Genomic DNA, 16,351 nt, shown 5'->3' with positions numbered 1-16,351 from the left:
CTCGCGGACCTCAGGGGAGAACTTGTTCGTCGTCTTGCTCATGGGGCGCCATCCTACTCAGAAGTTGGAGCCTCCGGCAGACCCGGCGCGGTTCACACCCCTGCTCTTGTCAGAGTTCAGTGACGAGATCAGTTGCCCCGGTCCCGGCGCCGCTCGCCGTCACGATGCGTCGCCACGCGCCCGCTCGCAGCATCGTCCGTCACGGCGGCCTCGCGCCTTTCAGGTGCGGGGCTTGCTTGGCCCGCGGGGGGCCGCCGGCGCGCCGCCAAACGCGGCGCAGCCTAGCCGCCGAAGATCGACGTCCGTCCGACGCGCGCGGCGAGGCACAGCCGGCCGCTCCGTCCCGTTCGACCTAGGCGCCCTGCTCGTTGCGCGCGTCGATGATCGCCAGCGCCGCCTCGGCGTCCGGGGCGACGGTGACGACGTCGCGAACGCTCGGGTCCGCGAAGCCTTGCGCGACGACATGGTCCAGAAGCGCGAGCAACGGGTCCCAGAAGCCCTCGACATTCACCAGGATCAGCGGCTTGGCGTGCATCCCGAGTTGGCGCCAGGTCAGCACCTCGAAGAATTCGTCGAGCGTGCCGGCGCCGCCGGGCAGCGCGACCACCGCATCGGCGTTGGCGAACATCACCTTCTTGCGTTCGTGCATCGTGTCGACCAGCACGAATGCGGTGAGGTCGCGCTTGCCGACCTCCATCTCCATCAGCCGCCGCGGCATCACGCCCAGCGCCCGGCCGCCGCCCGCCATCGCCGACCGCGCGACCTCGCCCATCAGGCCTACGTCGCCGGCGCCGTAGACGAGCGAGAGCCCCCGGCCCGCGAGACCGGCGCCGAGCGTCCGCGCGGCCTCGGTGAAGGCGGCGTCGCGGCCGTGGCGCGCGCCGCAATAGACGCAGACGGCGGCGATGCTCGGCGGCGGCTTGGGCCGGCTGACGTCCTGCGGCATGGTGGGCGCTCCCGATGGCGGCGGTGCGATGCTTCTACCTCTCGCTGCGACGCATTTGAAGGCGGCGCAGCAATGAGTTAAACACACATGATGGTTTGGTGACGCACAGGCTGCGGGGTGCGTCCTGGCGCTTGCAGGGAGGCTGGGCGCGATGGCTTGGGCGAAAACGGCGCTCGGGGCCTTCGTCGCGCTCGCGCTCGGCGCGGGGTTGCTTCTGCTGGCGCCCGAACGTCCGCTCGACATCGGTCCGGCGCCTGCGCCGCAGCGGGCGACGGTCATGCCGGAGCCGGCCGCGCTGGAGCCGCTCGCAGCGGCGTCCTCAGCACCCCAAGACGCCGAATCCCCTGCCGCGCCCCCCGCCGCCGACGCGCGCGCGCCGGTCGCCGCAGCGGCCCGGACGCGCGAGACGGGGTCGACCGCGGAGACCGTCGCGCTTGCGCTGACGGGCGCCCCCGACCGCTCCCTGGCGCCGCCGGAAACCGCCGAACCGGCCGCCGAACCGGACGGGCGTCCCGAGGAGAGGGTCGAGACGGCTGTCGCCGGGCCGCAAGCCGGGCCGCCCACGGCGCCGGACCCCGAGGCTGAAGGCGGCGCGGAGCCTCTCGCCGGCGGGGCCGGCGACGCCGAGGCGGAGTTTCCGGACGCCGCCGCGACGCCCCGCTTCGACGTGGTGCGCGTGGAGCCGGACGGCTCGGCGCTCTTCGCCGGCGTGGCCGAGGCCGGGGCGGAGGTGGAGATCCTGATCGATGGCGCCGTCGTGGCCCGCGCGCAGGCCGGCGAGGACGGCGGCTTCGTCGCCTTCGGCCAGGCGTCGAAGGGCGCCGCGCTGCAGCGGCTCGACATCGCCGCCACGGCTCCGCAGGCCCCCGGCGCCGCGGGCGACGGCGGCGGGCGCGTCACCGGCGCGCCGGCCTTCCTTGCGCCCGCGGTCGGAACCGACGCGGACGCCGAACCCGGCCTGGGGCGGCCGACGATCGTCCAGCCCACCGCCCAGGGCGTCGCGGTGCTCCAGGCGCCCGAGCGGCCGACCGACGAGATCGTGACCCTCGACGTCGTGACCTACGCCGAGGACGGCTCGGTGCAGCTCGGCGGGCGCGGGGAGGCGCTGCGGCCCCTGCGCGTCTTCGCCAACGCCCTGATGGTCGCCGAGACGCAGGTCGCGACGGACGGGCGCTGGACCGCGCGCTCCCGCGTCAGCCTTGCGCCGGGCGCCTACACGCTGCGGGTCGAGGCGCTGTCGAAGGAGGGCCGCGTCGAGTTCGTCGTCGAATCGCCCTTCCGCCGGGAGGCCGTCACCGCCGGGCCCGGCCCCGGAGAGATCATCGTGCAGCCCGGCGACACGCTGTGGGCGCTGGCGCAGAACGTCTACGGCGCCGGCCCGCGCTACACGGTGATCTACGGGGCCAACGCAGGCCGCATCCGCGACCCCGACCTGATCTATCCTGGCCAGGTCCTCGCCATCCCCGATCGAACACCCTAGCTTCCGCCCACGCTCGTCGCCAAGTCCCCTCCATCGCCACGGGAGCCGCAGCCATGCAGCAGGCGCCGTCAGACGCGTCCGATCTCGCCATCGTCCGCCGCGTCGCCCCGTATCTCTGGCCGGCCGGCGACAAGGCGGCGCGCGCGCGCGTCATCGCCGCGCTGGCGTTCCTGACGCTCGCCAAGCTGGCCACCGTGCTGACGCCCGTGGCGTTCAAGTTCGCCGTGGACGGGCTGGAGGCCGGCGCCGGCCGGGAGGCTGCGCTGCTTTCGGTTCCCGTCTGGCTGGTGCTGGCCTACGGCGCCGCACGGCTTCTGGGCGTCGGCTTCACCCAGGCCCGCGACGCGGTGTTCGCCCGGGTCGGCCAGCGCGCGTTGCGCCGGCTGGCGCTGGAGACCTTCGGCCACATACACGCGCTCTCGCTGCGCTATCACCTCAGCCGCAAGACCGGCGGGCTCAGTCGTGTCATCGAACGCGGCGTGAAGGCGGTCGATTTCCTGCTGCGCTTCCTGCTGTTCAGCATCGCGCCGCTGATCCTCGAACTCGGCATGGTCGCGCTGATCTTCCTGCTGGCCTTCGACTGGCGCTACTGTCTCGTCGTGGTCGCGGCGATCGGCCTCTATGTCTGGTTCACCTTCGCCGTCACCGAATGGCGGGTGAAGATCCGCGAGAAGATGAACGCGGAGGATCAGGACGCCGCGCAGAAAGCCGTCGACAGCCTGCTCAACTTCGAGACGGTGAAGTACTTCGGCGCCGAGCGGCGCGAGGCGGCGCGCTACGACGGCGCCATGGCCGGCTACGAGGACGCCGCCGTGCGCACCGCGACCTCGCTGGCCGCGCTCAACGCCGGTCAGGCGGTCATCATTACCGCCGCCATGGTGCTGGTGATGGGCATGGCCGCGATCGGGGTGACGCAGGGCGCGCTGACGGTCGGCGACTTCGTCATGGTCAACGCCTACATGATCCAGATCACCATGCCGCTGAACTTCCTCGGCACGGTCTATCGCGAGATCAGGCAGGCGCTGGTCGACATGCGGGCGATGTTCGGCCTGCTCGACGCCAACCCCGAGATCCGCGACGCCCCCGGCGCCGCGCCGCTGGTCGTCAGCCGCGGCGCGGTGGCGTTCGACGACGTGCGCTTCGGCTACGACGGCGACCGCCCGATCCTGAAGGGCGTCTCGTTCAGCGTGCAGGGCGGGCGCACCCTCGCGGTGGTCGGGCCCTCGGGCGCGGGCAAATCCACCATCTCGCGGCTGATGTTCCGCTTCTACGACGCGACCTCGGGCGCCATCCGCGTCGACGGCCAGGACATCCGCGCCGTGACGCAGGCCTCGCTGCGCAGCGTCGTCGGCGTCGTCCCGCAGGACACGGTGCTGTTCAACGACACCATCGGCTACAACATCGCCTATGGTCGCGAGGGCGCCACGCGCGCCGAGGTGGAGGCCGCCGCGCGCTCCGCCGCCATCCACGGCTTCATCGAGCGCCTGCCGCAGGGCTACGAAACCCAGGTCGGCGAGCGGGGCCTGAAGCTCTCCGGCGGCGAGAAGCAGCGCGTCGCCATCGCCCGCACGATCCTGAAGAACCCGCCGATCCTGATCCTCGACGAGGCCACCTCGGCGCTCGACAGCCAGACCGAGCAGGAGATCCAGGACCAGCTGCGCCAGCTCGGCCGCGACCGCACGGTGATCATGATCGCCCACCGCCTCTCGACCGTCACCGACGCCGACGAGATCATCGTGCTCGACGCCGGCGAGGTGGTGGAGCGCGGAACCCACGCCGCCCTGGTCGCCCGCGGCGGCCGCTACGCCGCCATGTGGCGCCTCCAGCAGGAGAGCGAGCCGGCCTGAGATGCAGGGCCGCGACGACGCCGCGGCCCCGGCGCGGCGGGGTCAGCCGATCCGGAAGATCGTCTCGCACTTCTTCCAGAGCCGCCTGGCGGTCCAGGCGTAGCTGTCGGCGTTGTTGATCCACGCCTCCTTGGACGCCACGAACTTGTTCTTCGGATAGGCCGGGATCGACATGGGGCCCTTTCCGTCCTTGCGATACTTCACGAAGGTCACGCGGGCCTTGTGCTCCTTCGGCTCCAGCGCGGCGCCGTAGGAGAAGCCCTGCCGGACGAGCGCCTGCAACGTCTCGCCGTCGCTCGACATCTGCTTCGCCACGGTGCTGTGCTTGTAGCAGACGTCGTCGGTGTTGGCCCATTTATGGGTAGACTCGTGCACAAGCGTGCGGGCGATGTCCTCCGGCGGGTCGTCCCGGATGACGGAGAGGCTGAGGTGGATCTCGCGCTTCTCGGGCGCCACGCTCGACCCCGCATAGGCGAACTCCTGCATCCTGTCCCAGTCGAGATGGCCGCCGTCGTCGGCGGCCTGGAAGAAGCGGCCGAGCGCCTCGCCGCCTTTCGCAAGCTGCCCGGGCACGAATGCCCGCGTGCCGGTGAGCGACTTGCCGAGATACACGGCTTCCGAGGCGAACGCCCGTATCCGGTAGCCGCCGTCCATGCCGCTCAGCACGCGGGTGTAGACGTCCGCGATCCGGCTGCACACCCGGGCGTGGTTGGGGTCGTCGGAGCCGAGATTGAAGTACTTGTTGAGGGTCTCGAAGACCTCCGGCAGATCGCGGTGGCGCGTGACCGCCTGTCTGGCCACGAGCGCCATCGAGCGGGCGATCACGACGGCCTGTTTCATCTTCTCGCGCATCTCTCCCGTGACGCAGGTCTCCGGCCCGGGATCGAGCGCCTCGGTTTCCGACGCGCAGAGGCTGACCTTGCTGGTCAGCCGGATCGTCCACGCCATCGCCGATATCCTCCAGCGCCGAAGGCTGTCGCCCCGCAGCCGGCGCGCGCCGCGTCGCAGCGCGGCGGGCCGCGCCCGGCGCCACCGCGGAGCGTGCGTCCAAACCGGATGCAAGACAAGGCGGCGGCCGAGGCGCGCTCTGCGCCGCTCTGCGAGGCGTCAGCCCAGCACTTCGGCCACGGCCTCCACGGTCGCCGCCACGACGGTCCGCGCCTGAGCCGCCGTCAGGCAGAAGGGCGGCGCGAAGCCGATGATGTCGCCCTGCGGCATGGCGCGGGAGATCACGCCGCGACGCAGCATCGCCGCCGCCACGGCCGGGCCGATCTTGCGGGCGGGGTCGAAGAAGACCGGAGCGTCGCCGTTCGCGCCTCGGTCCTCGACGAGCTCCAACGCCGCCAGCAGGCCCTCGCCGCGGATCTCGCCGACATTGGGGTGGTCGGCCAGCGCGCCGCGCAGGCCCTCGATCAATGTCGGGCCGACGGCGCGGACGTTCTCGATCAACTCCAGCCGGTCGAGCAGTTCGAGGTTGGCCACGCCCGCGGCGGCGCTGACGGGGTGCGCGGAGTAGGTCCAGCCATGGCCGATCGGGCCGTGCTCGTCCGTGCCCTTCGCCAGCACGTCCCACATCCGCCGGCTGACGATGGAGCCCGAGAGCGGCGCGTAGGCGGAGGTGAGCCCCTTGGCGATGGTGATGAGGTCGGGGCGCATCCCGTAGAGCTCGGAACCCCACATCGCGCCGAGCCGGCCGAAGCCCGTCACCACCTCGTCGGCGATGAGCAGGACGTCGTATTTCTCCAGCACCGCCTGGATCGCCGCCCAGTAGCCCTCTGGCGGCGGGACGAGCCCGCCGGTGCCAAGCGCCGGCTCGCCGATGAAGGCCGCGACCGTCTCGGGCCCCTCGCGCAGGATCATCGCCTCAAGTTCGGCGGCGCAGTGGGCGGAGAAGGCGGCCTCGTCCATCGACCGGTTCGCGCGGCGATAGAAATACGGCGCCTCCGTGTGCAGAACGCCCGCGAGCGGCAGGTCGAACCGCTCGTGAAACAGCTTCAGCCCCGTCAGCGAGCCGGTCATCAGCCCTGAGCCGTGGTAGCCGCGCCAGCGCGAGACGATCTTCTTCTTCTCCGGCCGCCCGAGCAGATTGTTGTAGTGCCAGACCAGCTTGACGTTGGTCTCGTTCGCATCCGAGCCGCCGAGCCCGAAATAGACCCGCGCCATGTGGTCGGGCGCGCGGTCCATGATCATCTTCGCAAGGCGGATCGAGACCTCGGTCCCGTGGCCGACATAGGCGTGATAGTAGGCCAGTTCGCGGGCCTGTTCGGCGATGGCCTCGGCGATCTCCTGACGGCCGTAGCCGACATTGACGCAGTAGAGCCCGGCGAAGGCGTCGAGCAGCCGCACGCCGTCGCGGTCGGTGACGTGGACGCCCTCGGCGGTCCGCATCACCCGGCCCGGCGCTTCGCCGCGCGCGTGCTGGCCGAGATGGGTCGAGGGGTGGAAGAAGCTCTCGCGGTCCCACGCCGCCAGCACGTCGTTCGTCAGCATCGCCTGCTCCTGTCGCCGGATGCGCGCGAGCATAGCGGCGCGGCGGGCGAAGGTGCGGCCGAATGCGGCGCGCGAGGCGGAAGAAACGCCGCCCGCGCCGGTCTCAGGCGGAAGAATCCTCCGCGCCGTCCAGCGGCGGCGGCGCCTCCTTGACCGGCTTGGTCACGAAATAGGTGAAGTAGCGCTTCACGCCGACGCCGGCCTCCAGCAGCCGGTCCATCTCCGCCTGATAGGCCGCGACGTCCGCCGCGGAGACCTTCATCACATAGTCGACGCCGCCGCCGACCGCGGCGCAGTCGAAGACCGCCGGCACGCCCTGCACATGGGCCTCGAAACGGGCGAAGTCCTCGGCGCGGTGGCTCTCCAGCTCCACGGTCACGACCGCCGTGACGCGCCGGCCGAAAGCCTCGGGCGCGACCCGAGCGACATAACCCGTGATGACGCCGGCCTGCTCCAGCCGCCGCACCCGCGCCCAGCACGGCGTGGGCGAGAGGTTCACGCGGCGCGCGAGCTCGGCGTTGGTGATGCGGCCCTCGCGGCGCAGGACGGCTAGGATCGCGCGGTCGCGCCCATCGAGCCTGATCCCGTCGAGCCGCCGCTCCGCCATTCGCCGCCACTCCCCCGCGCCTCCCGAAGCCCTAGCGCGCGGGGCGCATGGCGGGAAGCGGGCGCCTTGCGCGCCTCCGCCAAATGGCCTTTGGCTGGAGCCCCGGCCGCGCCCCCTCAGGATGACCGCCCATGCCCGCCACGCTGAACTTCACGCTTGAGGAATACGCCGGCCGGGTGGCGCGCGCGCAGGCGGCCATGGCCGTTCGGGGGCTGGAGTTGCTGGTGGTGTCGGACCCCTCCAACATGCACTGGCTGACCGGCTATGACGGCTGGTCCTTCTACGTCCATCAATGCGTGCTGCTGCCCGTCGACGGCGAGCCGGTGTGGTTCGGAAGGGGACAGGACGCGGCGGGCGCGCGCCTGACCGTGTGGATGGGCGAGGACCGCATCCTCGGCTACCCCGACCACTATGTGCAGTCCACCGAGCGCCACCCGATGGACCTGCTGGCGCAGTCCATCGTGGATCGCGGCTGGGGCGCGCGCCCGATCGGCGTCGAGATGGACAACTACTACTATTCCGCCGCCGCCCACGCCGCGCTCCTTGCGGGCCTGCCCAACGCGACGCTCTCCGACGCGACCGGGCTGGTGAACTGGGAGCGGGCGGTGAAGTCCCCGCAGGAACTCGCCTACATGCGCGAGGCCGCCCGCATCGTCGAGGCGATGCACGCGCGCATCGTGGCGCTGGTCGAGCCGGGAATGCGCAAATGCGACCTGGTGGCGGAGATCGCCGCCGCCGGCGCCCGCGGCCTGCCGGAGTTCGGCGGCGATTATCCCGCCATCGTGCCGCTGCTGCCGTCGGGGCGCGAGGCCGCCGCGCCGCACCTCACCTGGGACGACCGGCCCATGCGGGCGGGGGAGGCGACCTTCTTCGAGATCGCCGGCTGCCGGAAGCGCTACCACTGCCCGCTGTCGCGCACGATCTTCCTCGGGCGCCCGCCCCAGCCGATCCTCGACGCCGAGGCCGCGGTGCTGGAGAGCATGGCGGCGGGGCTGGAGCAGGCGAAGGCCGGGAACACCTGCGACGACATCGCCACGGCCTTTTTCGGCGTGCTGACGCGCCACGGCGTCGAGAAGCCCAACCGGGCGGGCTACTCCATCGGGCTCAGCTATCCGCCGGACTGGGGCGAGCGCACCATGTCGATCCGCCCCGGCGACATGACCGAACTGAAGCCCGGCATGTGCTTCCACTTCATGTCGGGGCTGTGGATGGCGGAGTTCGGGCTGGAGCTGACCGAGAGCATCGTCATCGGCGAAACCGGCCCGGAATGCCTCGCCGACGTCCCGCGCCGGCTGGTGGTCAAGCCGTGATCGCCGATGGCAATCCGATTCGCCCGACGGTGGACCTCGACGCGCCCGGCGTGCGCCATGGCCATCTGCGCCTGCCCTGGAGCCGCAACGAGAGCGCCTGGGGCAACCTGATGATCCCGTTCTGCGTCGCGGTCGGCGAGAAGCCCGGCCCCACCGTGCTCGTGACCGGCGGCAACCACGGCGACGAGTACGAGGGGCCGCTGGCGGCGCTGGCGCTGGCGCGGGAGCTGCACGCCGACGCGATGGCGGGGCGCGTCATCATCCTGCCCTTCCTCAACTTCGCGGCGGTGAAGGCGGGAACGCGGGTCTCGCCGGTGGACGGCGTCAACATGAACCGGTGCTTCCCCGGCGCCCGGAACGGGTCGCAGACCGAGAAGGTGGCGGACTATGTGATGCGCGCGCTGTCGCCGCTGGCCGATCTCGCGCTCGACTTCCATTCCGGCGGGCGCACGCTCGACTTCCTGCCCTTCGCCGCCAGCCATGTTCTGGAGGACAAGGCGCTGGAGGCGCGCTGCGCGGCCGCCGCCGCCGCCTTCAATGCGCCTTACACCATGAAGATGCTGGAGCTCGACCCCGCCGGCCTGCTCGACACCGCGCTCGAGGAGGCCGGGGTCGCGCTGGTCACGACCGAGCTGCGCGGCGGCGGCACGGCGACCGCCGAGAGCGTCGCCATCGCGCGGCGCGGCCTGCGCAACGTGCTGGTCCACGCCGGGGTTCTGGACGGCGAGCCCGAGCGCGCGCCGTCGCGCCTCCTCTCGATGCCTTCGCTCGACTGCTACAGCTTCGCCGGCGAGGCGGGGATGCTGGAGCCCTGCGTCGACCTCGGCGCGACGGTCAGGGCCGGCGACGCGCTGGCGCTGATCTGGCGGCTGGACCGGACCGGCGTCGCGCCGGAGACGGTGACGGCGAAGATGGACGGCGTGCTGGCCGCGCGGCACTTTCCCGGGCTCGTGCAGCCGGGAGACACGGTCGGCGTCGTGGCGACGTCGGATCGAGCGCCGCGCGACCGCCCGTAAACGAAGCCGTCACCCTGTGCAGGGCAGATTGCACCGGCAACTCTTATGAAGCGTGGCGCGCGACATGTCCCAGAGCAAGTCCTGGAAAACCCCCGAGGCGATCACCGCATCCGGCGCGAGGGAGCGGATCAACCGCCCCGAGAAGCATGAGTTCCGGATGGCCGTGAACGGGGTGGCGACGATGACCACGGTTGACGAGGAGCGAAGCCGGGCTCTGGAGACCATCATGCGCTACGCCCGGATGTGCGCCGACGAGGGCGAGATACTCGTCGAGGAACATGTCGGCGGCGCATGGCGGGCCTTCGACTTCGAGGAGGAGGCGCGGCGGCGCGAGGAGGCCGCGGCCGAACAGCCCCAGGCGGAGGACGCGGCGGAGGACGCGGCGGCGGATGCGGCGCCTTCCGCCGAGGAGCCGCCGGCCGAGAAACCGAAGCTGGCGATCAACTTCGCCCCGCCCGAATAGCGGGCCAGCGCTGGCCGGCCCTCGCGCCGGGGCCGGTCAGGTGCCGCAGAAGGTCGCGCGCACCTCTTCCTCCGGCCGTGGCGGCGCACGGTAGGCTTCGGCCTCCGGCTGGGCCTCGCAGGGCGCTGCGAGCACGGCGCGCAGGGCGTCCAGCGGCGCAAGATCGCCCTCGCCCGCCGACGCAAGCGCCGCTTCGACGCGGTGGTTGCGCGGAATGACCCAAGGATTCGCCCGCCGCATCGACGCCGCCCGCGCCGCAGGTTCGACGACCTCGCGCGCCAGCCGCTCGCGCCAGGCCGCGAGCCACGGATCGAGCCGCGCCTGCGCCGGAACCTGCGCCGCCAGCGGCTCGCCCCCGCCCTCCGCCGCGTCGGCGAGGGCGCGGAAGGCGTTGGTGAAGTCGGCCTCCGTCTCCGCCAGCAGCGTCAGGAAGTCCTGGATGAGCGCGGCGTCGCCGTCCCCGGCCGTCGCCAGCCCCAGCTTGGCGCGGAACACGCCGAGCCACCCCGCCTCAAAGCGCGCGGGATAGCCGTCGAGCGCGGCCTGCGCCCGCGCCACGGCGGCGTCGCCTTCCCCCATCAGCGGCAGCAGCGCCTGCGCGAGACGGGCGAGGTTCCAGAGCGCGATGCGGGGCTGATTGCCGTAGGCGTAGCGGCCCTGCGCGTCGATCGAGCTGAACACCGTCGCGGGGTGGTAGACGTCCATGAAGGCGCAGGGGCCGTAGTCGATGGTCTCGCCGACGATCGACATGTTGTCGGTGTTCATCACGCCGTGGATGAAGCCGACCCCCTGCCACTGCGCCACCAGCGACGCCGTGCGCCCGACGACAGCCTCCAGCAGCGCCGCGGCGGGAAACTCGGCCCCGGCGAGGTCGGGGTAGTGCCGGGCAACGACGTAGTCGGTCAGCGTCCTGAGCGCGTCGTCGTCCTCGCGCGCGGCGAAGTACTCGAACGTGCCGAAGCGCACATGGCTCCGCGCCACGCGCGTCAGCACCGCGCCGGGCAGCGGCGTCTCGCGATGGACGAGATCGCCGGTGAGGACCGCGGCGAGGCTGCGGGTGGTGGGAACGCCCAGCGCATGCATCGCCTCCGCCACGATGAGTTCGCGCAGCACCGGCCCAAGCGCCGCGCGCCCGTCGCCCCGGCGGGAGAAAGGCGTCTGGCCCGAGCCCTTGAGCTGGATGTCGCGGCGCAGGCCGTCGGGCGCGACGATCTCGCCGAGCAGCAGCGCGCGGCCGTCGCCGAGCTGCGGCGAGAAGCCGCCGAACTGGTGGCCGGCGTAGGCCATGGCGATGGGTTCGGCGCCCGGCGGCGACGCCAGGCCGCTGAGCGCCGCGACGCCGTCGGGCCCCGCGAGCCAGACGGGATCCAGTCCCAGTTCGACCGCGAGCGCCTCGTTCAGCCGCAGAAGGCTCGGCGCGGGCGGCTTCGCGGCCTCGACGCGCGCGAAGAAGCGCTCGGGCAGGCGGGCGTAGCTGTTGTCGAAACGGAAGGCTCCTGCGGCCCCCGTCGCTGCGTCGGTCGCGGCATCGGTCATCGGCGTCCCTCCCGGAGCGGCTCCCGCTACAGCTAGGGGCTCCCGCAGGCGATGACCACCGGGCCAGGCGACGCGGCGGCGCGATCAGTACTCGTCGTCCTCGTGCAGGATGCGCTCTGCGGCGCCGTCGAGGTCGTCGTACTGGCCGCTGCGCAGGGTCCAGACGAAGGCGAACAGGCCGAGCAGGCCGAGACCGATGGCGACGGGGATGAGCAGCAGGAGGTTGGTCATGCGGCGGCCTCCGCGGCCTGCGGCAGCCGCGCCCCGCGGCCCGGCGCCGTCCGCGGGCCGCCACCCGCCAGCCTCAGCGCGTTGGCGACGACAAGGATCGAGGACGACGACATCGCGATGGCGGCGACCAGCGGCGAGGCGTGGCCCGTGACCGCCAGCGGGATCGCGACGCAGTTGTAGGCCGCGGCGATGGCGAAGTTCTGCAGGATGACGGCGCGGGTGCGGCGCGCGAGCGCGTGGGCCTCCGCCACGGCGCGCAGGTCCTCGCCGACCAGAACGATGTCCGCCGCCGCGCGTCCGATGTCGGCGGCGGAGGCGGGCGCGATCGAGACGGAGGCCTCGGCGAGCGCCGGCGCGTCGTTGATCCCGTCGCCGACCATCAGCGTGCGGGCGCCTTCGGCGTTCATCGCGGCGAGCGCGGCGATCTTGTCCTGCGGGCCGGCCTGCGCCCGCCAGTCCGAGACGCCGAGGCGCGCCGCCAGCGCCGCCACCGGGCCGGGCCGGTCGCCGGACAGGATCGAGACGCGCAGCCCCGCCGCCTCCAGCCGCGCCACCGCCTCCACGGCGCCGGAGCGCGGCGCGTCGTCGAAGAGATAGGCGACCGGCGCGGCGCCGGGCCGCGACAGCCAGACGGCGGAGGCTTCGGCGGCCTCGACGGCCTCCGCCTCTCCCGCGCCGACCCAGGCCGCACGGCCGAGGCGCACCGTCTCGCCGCCCGTGCGGGCCTCCACCCCGTAGCCCGGAACCTCGCGAACCTCATCGACCCGGCCAGGGACGACGCCGGCCGCCCGCGCCGCCGCCGCCAGCGCCTGCGCCAGCGGATGCCTGCTGCCGCCCGCGAGCGCCGCGGCCAGCGGCAGGGCCGCGCCGGCCGCCGCGCCGGGGGCGCGCATGGCGGGGCGGCCCTCGGTCAGCGTGCCGGTCTTGTCGAACACGGCGCGGTCCACCAGCGCCAGCCGCTCCAGCGCGGCGCCGTCGCGCAGCATGACGCCGCGCCGGAACAGCGCCCCCGCGGCGGTCGCCTGCGCCATCGGCGCGGCGAGACCCAGCGCGCAGGGGCAGGTGATGATGAGCGTTGCGATGGCGACGAAGGCGGCCTCCCGCACCGTCGCCCCGTCGCCGATCCACCACAGGAACGCGCCCAGCGCCACGAGGTGCACCACCGGCGCATAGACGGCCGCCGCCTTGTCGGCGAGGCGCGCGATGCGCGACTTCCGTGACTCCGCCTCCGCCATCAGGGCCGCGACCTCGCCGAGCGACGAGCGCTCGCCCACCGCCGTCGCGCGCACCGCCAGCGGGCCCGACAGGTTCATGGCGCCCGCGCGCACCGCAGCGCCCGGCGCCGCCGTCTCCGGCGCGCTCTCGCCGGTCAGCCAGCTCGCGTCGAGATCGCTGGCGCCCTCCACCACGACGCCGTCGACCGCGACGCGCTCGCCGGGCGCCACCACCGTCACGTCGCCGGGGCGGATCGCCTCCAGCGCCGTCCACGCGGCGCCGTCCGCGCCGCGCACCACCGCCCCGCGCGGCTGGAGCGCCATGAGCCCCGCGGCGGCGGATCGGGCGCGGGCGCGCATCAGCCGGTCGAGATAGCGGCCCACCAGCAGCAGGAAGAGCAGCATCACCGCGGCGTCGAAGAACGCCTCCGCCCCGCCATGGGCGGTCTCGTAGACCGAGACGCAGGCCGCGAGGATCACCGCCAGCGAGATCGGCGCATCCATGTTGAGCCGCCCCGCGCGCAGGCCCTTCAGCGCCGAGACGAAGAACGGCCGGCCGGAATAGACGACAACCGGCAGCGCGATCAGCGCCGAGATCCAGTGCATCAGGTCGCGCGTCGCCGCGTCGGCCCCCGACCAGATGGAGACCGAGAGCAGCATGACGTTCATCGCCGCGAAACCCGCCACGCCCATGCGGGCCAGCAGGTCGCGCGTCTCGGCGGCCTCCGCGCGCGCGGCGCTGTCGGCGTCGAGCGCGGGATGCACGGCGAAGCCCGCGGCTTCGGCGACGTCGGCGACGGCGGCGGCGGTGGTCTCGGCGGGCGCGTATTCGATCGAAAGCCGCTTCGCGGTGAGGTTCGCGCGGGCGGCCCTGACGCCGGGCGCGCGGGAAAGCGCGCGCTCAAGCGTCGCGACGCAGCCGCCGCAATGCATTCCCGGCGCCATGAGTTGCAGGAGCGCGACGCCGGGGCGGATCTCGCGGGCGGCCTGCTCCAGCGCGCCGGCGCGGGCCGGACGGCCGGCGGCCTCGGGGCCGGCGAGAGCGAGGGCGGCCTCGGCGGGACAGCAGCCGGCCATGGTCAGAGCGCCCCGGTCACGGCGCCACCACCAGCGGCAGGCTCACGCGGTAGGGCTCGCCGAAGCCCGTCGCGGTGAGGGCGATGCGCCACTGGCCATGGGAGAGGCGCTGGTCGGCGGTCCATACGCCCGGCGCGGTCTCGCGCAGGGTCAGCGCGCGGTCGAGCCTGGCGTCGAGCGTGCGCAGCGCCTTGGCGTGGACCTCGAGGCCCGGCGGCGCAACCCCGTCGGGGCCCAACAGCGTCAGCACCGGCGCGCCGCCCTCGTCGGCCACGGAGACGGCCCAGCCGCGGGCGGCCTGCGCCTCCGCGGCGGCGCGGGTCTCATTGAAATGCTGGCTGGCGACATAGCCGCTGTCCACCACAACGCCATGGAAATTGGTCAGGGCGAAGTAGGTGAGCGCGCCGTTGGCCGCGATGATCACCCCGAAGAAGGCGAGGATCGTCAGCAGCATCTTGCGGCCGGTGAAAGGACGGCCGTGGGGCGCATAGTCGGAAGGGGCGCGTTCGGCCATCGCTCAGTCCTCCGGCCCGTGGAACACCGCGCCGACGCGGTCGGCCTCGCCCGGCGCGCCCCCGACGGTGATCTCCTCCAGCACGAAGTCGAACTCGCGGCGCGGGCCGTCCGCCGGCGCCGTCACCAGGACGCGCACCTCGCGCACGGCGTCCGGCGGGGCGTCGATCTCCAGCGTCGGGGCCGGGTCGCCGGCGGCGCCCGCGGCCGACAGCGTCGCGCCAGGCAGGCCCTCGGTCCGCAGCAGGAAGCGGCGCGGCTCCGCGACCATGTTGAGCGTCTTGACGGTGTAGCCGTTGCGCACCTCGCCGGTCGTAAGCGGGGTGTAGAGCGGGTTGCGGTCATGCAGCACGTTGAGGTCGAGCCGGTCACGCCCGGTCACCATCGCCAGCATCGCCAGTCCGATGCTGGCCCACACCGCGAGGTAGATCAGCGTGCGGGGGCGCAGCACGCGCCGGATCATCGGGACGATCGCATGGTCGCCGGCCTTGTGGCGGTCGTAGTCCCTGAAGGTGGTGTAGGCGATGAGGCCCTTGTCCTGCCCGGTCTTCTCCATCACCGCGTCGCAGGCGTCGATGCAGAGCGCGCAGGTGATGCATTCCAACTGCGGCCCGTTGCGGATGTCGATGCCCATCGGGCAGACCGCGACGCAGGCGTTGCAGTCCACGCAGTCGCCCACCGGCACGGCGGCGGCGAGCGCCTTCTTGCGGTGGCGCGAGCGCGGCTCGCCGCGCCAGTCGTTGTAGGTGACGGTCAGCGAGTTCTCGTCGAGCATCGCGCCCTGGATGCGCGGCCACGGGCACATGTAGATGCAGACCTGCTCGCGCATCAGCCCGGCCAGCGAGTACGTCGTGAAGGTCAGCACCGCGATGGTGGCGTAGGCGACCGTGGCCGCCTGTCCGGTGACGAGGTCGACGAGCAGCGTGGGCGCGTCGGCGAAGTAGAACACCCAGGCGCCGCCGGTCGCGAGCGCGATCAGCAGCCAGACGCCATGCTTGGCGACGCGCTTGCGCAGCTTGTCGGCGGTCCAGCCCTGCTCATGCAGCCTGATCTGGGCGTTGCGGTCGCCGTCGATGCGGCGCTCCACCCACATGAACAGGTCGGTCCACACCGTCTGCGGGCAGGCGTAGCCGCACCAGGCGCGGCCGACGGCGGAGGTCACGAGGAACAGGCCGAGGCCCGCCATGATCAGCAGGCCGGCGATGTAGTAGAATTCCTGCGGCCAGATCTCGATGAAGAAGAAGTAGAAGCGCCGGTTGGCGAGGTCGATCAGCACCGCCTGGTCGGGCGCGAACGGCCCCCGGTCCCAGCGCAGCCACGGCGTGACGTAATAGACCGCCAGCGCGAAGATCAGGAACCGCCATTTGAAGGTGCGGAACACGCCCTTGCCCGCCTTGGGAAAGATCGGCTCGCGCGCCTTGTAGAGCCGCGGCTCCTCCACCTCGACGTCCGGGGCGAGCGGGTTCGGGTTCTCGATGTTCATCGCGCGCCTCTCGCGGCTCAGACGGTCATGCTGTCCGCGCCCATTGGCGGCGCGGGCGAGGCGGACGCATTGACCCCGGTCAACCAGCGCCACCCCATCATGCAACCTAGCGCATGGCGCGTCCCGGCGCCCCCCCTT

The 16,351-nt window shown here is 72.7% G+C and carries 14 protein-coding genes; 5 read left to right on the top strand and 9 right to left on the bottom strand.

Going from position 1 to position 16,351, the window contains the following annotated elements; translation table 11 throughout:
* Positions 1–352: 352 nt before the first annotated feature.
* The gene (locus BLW43_RS15190; RefSeq protein ID WP_093254724.1) at positions 353–946 is read right to left on the bottom strand and encodes an LOG family protein; all 594 of its coding nucleotides are present in this window, start codon (positions 944–946) and stop codon (positions 353–355) included.
* A 151-nt stretch (positions 947–1,097) separates the two neighbouring features.
* On the opposite strand from BLW43_RS15190, the gene BLW43_RS15185 reads away from it, so the two are divergent.
* On the top strand, positions 1,098–2,426 hold the full coding sequence (locus tag BLW43_RS15185) for a LysM peptidoglycan-binding domain-containing protein (protein ID WP_093254723.1): 1,329 nt from the start codon (positions 1,098–1,100) through the stop codon (positions 2,424–2,426).
* A 53-nt stretch (positions 2,427–2,479) separates the two neighbouring features.
* Positions 2,480–4,273 carry an ABCB family ABC transporter ATP-binding protein/permease gene (locus tag BLW43_RS15180; protein ID WP_093254721.1) on the top strand — a complete coding sequence of 598 codons (1,794 nt, stop codon included), beginning with the start codon at positions 2,480–2,482 and terminating at the stop codon, positions 4,271–4,273.
* 42 nt (positions 4,274–4,315) lie between these two features.
* Here BLW43_RS15180 and BLW43_RS15175 read toward each other — a convergent pair whose 3' ends face one another.
* The 3 genes from BLW43_RS15175 to BLW43_RS15165 all read right to left on the bottom strand — a co-directional run bounded on the left by BLW43_RS15175 (position 4,316) and on the right by BLW43_RS15165 (position 7,370).
* Positions 4,316–5,221: a hypothetical protein gene (locus BLW43_RS15175; protein ID WP_093254719.1), complete on the bottom strand. Its 906-nt coding sequence runs from the start codon at positions 5,219–5,221 to the stop codon at positions 4,316–4,318.
* 159 nt (positions 5,222–5,380) lie between these two features.
* Positions 5,381–6,763: an aminotransferase class III-fold pyridoxal phosphate-dependent enzyme gene (locus tag BLW43_RS15170; protein ID WP_093254718.1), complete on the bottom strand. Its 1,383-nt coding sequence runs from the start codon at positions 6,761–6,763 to the stop codon at positions 5,381–5,383.
* A gap of 103 nt (positions 6,764–6,866) precedes the next feature.
* Positions 6,867–7,370 carry an Lrp/AsnC family transcriptional regulator gene (locus BLW43_RS15165; protein WP_093254716.1) on the bottom strand — a complete coding sequence of 168 codons (504 nt, stop codon included), beginning with the start codon at positions 7,368–7,370 and terminating at the stop codon, positions 6,867–6,869.
* Between the two features lie 131 nt (positions 7,371–7,501).
* On the opposite strand from BLW43_RS15165, the gene doeA reads away from it, so the two are divergent.
* The 3 genes from doeA (at position 7,502) to BLW43_RS15150 (ending at position 10,159) form a co-directional block, all read left to right on the top strand.
* Positions 7,502–8,680: an ectoine hydrolase DoeA gene (gene doeA / locus BLW43_RS15160; RefSeq protein ID WP_093254714.1), complete on the top strand. Its 1,179-nt coding sequence runs from the start codon at positions 7,502–7,504 to the stop codon at positions 8,678–8,680.
* A complete protein-coding gene (gene doeB, locus BLW43_RS15155) occupies positions 8,677–9,696 on the top strand; it encodes a N(2)-acetyl-L-2,4-diaminobutanoate deacetylase DoeB (protein ID WP_245731065.1) in 1,020 nt (339 codons plus the stop codon). Before doeA ends, doeB begins: the two co-directional genes overlap by 4 nt.
* 64 nt (positions 9,697–9,760) lie before the next feature.
* On the top strand, positions 9,761–10,159 hold the full coding sequence (locus BLW43_RS15150) for a hypothetical protein (protein WP_139284085.1): 399 nt from the start codon (positions 9,761–9,763) through the stop codon (positions 10,157–10,159).
* A 36-nt stretch (positions 10,160–10,195) separates the two neighbouring features.
* On the opposite strand, the gene BLW43_RS15145 is transcribed toward BLW43_RS15150, so the two are convergent.
* The 5 genes from BLW43_RS15145 to ccoG all read right to left on the bottom strand — a co-directional run bounded on the left by BLW43_RS15145 (position 10,196) and on the right by ccoG (position 16,213).
* Complete coding sequence (locus BLW43_RS15145; RefSeq protein WP_093254708.1) at positions 10,196–11,695, bottom strand: protein adenylyltransferase SelO; 1,500 nt, start codon at positions 11,693–11,695, stop codon at positions 10,196–10,198.
* Between the two features lie 84 nt (positions 11,696–11,779).
* Positions 11,780–11,926, bottom strand: coding sequence for a cbb3-type cytochrome oxidase assembly protein CcoS (gene ccoS / locus BLW43_RS15140; protein WP_093254707.1), 147 nt, complete (start codon positions 11,924–11,926; stop codon positions 11,780–11,782).
* Positions 11,923–14,217 (bottom strand): heavy metal translocating P-type ATPase, encoded by a 2,295-nt coding sequence (locus BLW43_RS15135; protein WP_093254705.1) that lies wholly within the window; start codon positions 14,215–14,217, stop codon positions 11,923–11,925. Before BLW43_RS15135 ends, ccoS begins: the two co-directional genes overlap by 4 nt.
* Positions 14,218–14,233: 16 nt before the next feature.
* On the bottom strand, positions 14,234–14,731 hold the full coding sequence (locus BLW43_RS15130; protein WP_093254704.1) for a FixH family protein: 498 nt from the start codon (positions 14,729–14,731) through the stop codon (positions 14,234–14,236).
* A gap of 3 nt (positions 14,732–14,734) precedes the next feature.
* Positions 14,735–16,213 carry a cytochrome c oxidase accessory protein CcoG gene (gene ccoG / locus BLW43_RS15125; RefSeq protein ID WP_093254702.1) on the bottom strand — a complete coding sequence of 493 codons (1,479 nt, stop codon included), beginning with the start codon at positions 16,211–16,213 and terminating at the stop codon, positions 14,735–14,737.
* Positions 16,214–16,351: the final 138 nt, after the last annotated feature.

Source organism: Rubrimonas cliftonensis (assembly GCF_900107585.1).
Lineage (GTDB): Bacteria > Pseudomonadota > Alphaproteobacteria > Rhodobacterales > Rhodobacteraceae > Rubrimonas > Rubrimonas cliftonensis.
Note: the sequence above shows the minus strand (reverse complement) of the source record. Positions and strands in the feature narration are given on the sequence as shown.

Coding starts and splice junctions, on each gene's coding strand:
- BLW43_RS15190 (WP_093254724.1), bottom strand. CDS start 946: ATGCCGCAGGACGTCAGCCGGCCCAAGCCGCCGCCGAGCATCGCCGCC.
- BLW43_RS15185 (WP_093254723.1), top strand. CDS start 1,098: ATGGCTTGGGCGAAAACGGCGCTCGGGGCCTTCGTCGCGCTCGCGCTC.
- BLW43_RS15180 (WP_093254721.1), top strand. CDS start 2,480: ATGCAGCAGGCGCCGTCAGACGCGTCCGATCTCGCCATCGTCCGCCGC.
- BLW43_RS15175 (WP_093254719.1), bottom strand. CDS start 5,221: ATGGCGTGGACGATCCGGCTGACCAGCAAGGTCAGCCTCTGCGCGTCG.
- BLW43_RS15170 (WP_093254718.1), bottom strand. CDS start 6,763: ATGCTGACGAACGACGTGCTGGCGGCGTGGGACCGCGAGAGCTTCTTC.
- BLW43_RS15165 (WP_093254716.1), bottom strand. CDS start 7,370: ATGGCGGAGCGGCGGCTCGACGGGATCAGGCTCGATGGGCGCGACCGC.
- doeA (WP_093254714.1), top strand. CDS start 7,502: ATGCCCGCCACGCTGAACTTCACGCTTGAGGAATACGCCGGCCGGGTG.
- BLW43_RS15150 (WP_139284085.1), top strand. CDS start 9,761: ATGTCCCAGAGCAAGTCCTGGAAAACCCCCGAGGCGATCACCGCATCC.
- BLW43_RS15145 (WP_093254708.1), bottom strand. CDS start 11,695: ATGACCGATGCCGCGACCGACGCAGCGACGGGGGCCGCAGGAGCCTTC.
- ccoS (WP_093254707.1), bottom strand. CDS start 11,926: ATGACCAACCTCCTGCTGCTCATCCCCGTCGCCATCGGTCTCGGCCTG.
- BLW43_RS15135 (WP_093254705.1), bottom strand. CDS start 14,217: ATGGCCGGCTGCTGTCCCGCCGAGGCCGCCCTCGCTCTCGCCGGCCCC.
- BLW43_RS15130 (WP_093254704.1), bottom strand. CDS start 14,731: ATGGCCGAACGCGCCCCTTCCGACTATGCGCCCCACGGCCGTCCTTTC.
- ccoG (WP_093254702.1), bottom strand. CDS start 16,213: ATGAACATCGAGAACCCGAACCCGCTCGCCCCGGACGTCGAGGTGGAG.